The 2,369-nt window shown below is 73.3% G+C and carries 3 protein-coding genes; 2 read left to right on the top strand and 1 reads right to left on the bottom strand.

The genetic code is table 11. The features are described from left to right. Positions 1-163 precede the first annotated feature (163 nt). Positions 164-574, top strand: coding sequence for a hypothetical protein (locus B7X32_RS20380; RefSeq protein WP_292723941.1), 411 nt, complete (start codon positions 164-166; stop codon positions 572-574). A 210-nt stretch (positions 575-784) separates the two neighbouring features. Next, positions 785-1,312, top strand: coding sequence for an SRPBCC domain-containing protein (locus B7X32_RS20375; protein ID WP_292723938.1), 528 nt, complete (start codon positions 785-787; stop codon positions 1,310-1,312). Between the two features lie 160 nt (positions 1,313-1,472). Here B7X32_RS20375 and B7X32_RS20370 read toward each other — a convergent pair whose 3' ends face one another. Next, on the bottom strand, positions 1,473-2,075 hold the full coding sequence (locus B7X32_RS20370) for a hypothetical protein (RefSeq protein WP_292723936.1): 603 nt from the start codon (positions 2,073-2,075) through the stop codon (positions 1,473-1,475). Positions 2,076-2,369 lie beyond the last annotated feature (294 nt).

The following is a 2,369-nucleotide window of genomic DNA, read 5'->3' as shown; positions in this document are numbered from 1 at the left end:
GACGCTGCTGGAGTACCGCCGCGCCGCATGAGCGCGCGCGACGGATGCAGGCCCGAGCGACGGATGCAGGACGGATCCGGCGCGGGGATCCTGCATCCGTCGTGGGCTCGCGCCTCCGTCGCAGCCCTTGAGGCCGGCGCGCGGGCGGGGGAGGATCGGAGCCATGGCGACGATCGACGACGTCCGTGCCCTCGCCCTCGCGCTTCCGGGTGCCGAGGAGAAGGTCGGCGGACACACCGGCGAACCGGCCTGGCGCTGCAACGGCGGGCAGTTCGCGTGGATCCGCGGGCCGCGCAAGACGGACCTCGCTCAACTCGCCGAGCTCGGCCGCTCCTGGCCGGACGGGCCGGTGCTCGCGGTGCGCACCGAGACCGTCGCCCTCGCGGGGGAGCTCGTGGCCGCGGATCCGGAGGTCTTCTTCACGATCCCGCACTTCGCGGGCTATCCCGCCGTGCTGCTGCGGCTCGAGGCGATCGCCCGCGACCACCTCGGCGAGCTCCTCGCCGACGCATGGCTGCTGCGTGCGCCGAAGGCGGTCGCGCGGGCCTGGCTCGACGAGCGCGGGCTTGCCTGATCCGCGCCCCGCGCCCGATCCCGCGCGCTGCCCGCTCCCCGCGCCCCCGCCCGATCCCGCGAGAGACCACTTCCTGCACGAGACACCACGGCAGCGATGGTGTTTCGGGCCGGATCTGGTTTCTCGGGGGCGCATGCGCGGAATCATCGCCGCCGATCCGCGTTTCCTACGTAGAGCGACTGCTCGAACGTGCTGACCGACGGAGACGACATGACGGCTCTTCCCACGACCCGCGACGCCGGGACGCCGCTGGTGCCCGACGCCCTCGACGTCCGCCACGACGCGTTCACCGTCGAGCGCCGCTTCGATGCGGCACCCGCGACGGTGTTCGCCGCGTTCGCGGACGACGCCACCCGGCGGCGCTGGTTCCGCCTGCCCGGAGCGAGGGTCGACGACCGGCACGAGTTCCGCGTCGGTGGCGGGGCGGACGCCACCAGTGCCTTCACCCTGCCGGATGCCGCACCGGAGCGGCTCGCCTACCACTCGCACTACCTCGACATCGTCCCCGATCGAAGGATCGTGTTCTCCTACACCTCGACGGTGGACGACGTGCCGCGGTGGGCCTCGCTGGTGACCGTCCTGTTCGCCGACGACGAGACGGGCTGCCTGCTGACCTGGACCGAGCAGGTCGCGTTCCTGACCCGCACCGGAGACGGCCGCGACGACTTCCCGCACCTGCGCGGCGGCACGACGCTGCGCCTGAACGGCCTCGCCGCGGTGCTGCACCCCGGCCACTGACGGCCCGGCGCGCGCCCGATCCGCGAGAAACCACTTCCTGCACGAGACGTCGCGCCAGCGGTGGTGTCTCGGGCAGGATCTGGTTTCTCGCGGGTGGAGCGCGCGGATCCGCCGCGAGTGCGCGGATCCGCCGCGAGCGCGAGGGGGCGCGGACCCGAGGTCAGGCGGGTGGCAGGCGCAGCACGGGGCCGGCCTCGCCGATCGCGAGGTCGTCGGCGGTGCGCAGCGTGCGGGCGATCTCGTCGACGGCGGAGATCACCGTGCCGAACCGCTCCCGGTCGCCGCACACGGCCTGCAGCGTGATGAGGTGGGTGCCGGTGTCCCAGGTGTAGGTCGCGAACGGCGGCGCCGCCTGCCCCGAGGGACCGGGCTGCGGGAGGGGGACCACGAGCTTCTCGCCCGCGCCGAGATAGGGGTTCCGGAACTCCTCGGTGTCGTCGTACTCCATCGGCATCATCGCGCGCGCGGTGCGCACCTGCGGGGTCAGCTCCTGAGCGCTCGCCATGGCCACGATGAGCTCCGGCTCGGCCTTCCAGGTCCACACCAGCACGCGCCCGTCGGCCTTGCGCATGAGGAACGGGGCGGCCTGGCTGAGCGCCCATGCGCCGAAGCCGGATCCGGGTCGGGACTCGGCGCCGACCGCGGCGCCGGCCTGGCCGAGCAGCATCCGGATCGCCGCCTTGCGGTGCCGGCGGCCGCGCAGGCCCAGGGATCCGGTCACGGGGATCCAGCGGGCGGGGTCGGCGTCGGCGAGCAGGCGCATGCTCAGAGCGTAGGGGGCGAAAGTGGGGGTCAGCCGTGCGTCCGCCGCGCGATGAAATATGTACACCGCCTCTACTATCCGATTGGGAAAGCGCATACCATGGTGCGCGAATCCTTCCCCGAACGACCCGGAGGCCGATGATGTCCCCCCTTGAGATGAACCGCCGCGCCCTGCTCGGACTCCTCGGAGCAGGCGCTCTCGTCGCCGTCGCGGGCGAGTCCGCGAGCGCCCGAACCCTGCCGGGGAGCGTGCGGGCGGCGGCCGACGATCCGCTCGCGGCGCTCATCCAGCGCC

Origin of the sequence: Microbacterium sp. 13-71-7 (assembly GCF_002257455.1) — a bacterium.
Classification (GTDB): Bacteria; Actinomycetota; Actinomycetes; order Actinomycetales; family Microbacteriaceae; genus Microbacterium.
The sequence above is the reverse complement of the archived record's forward strand: the minus strand, read 5'-3'. Positions and strand labels throughout refer to the sequence as shown.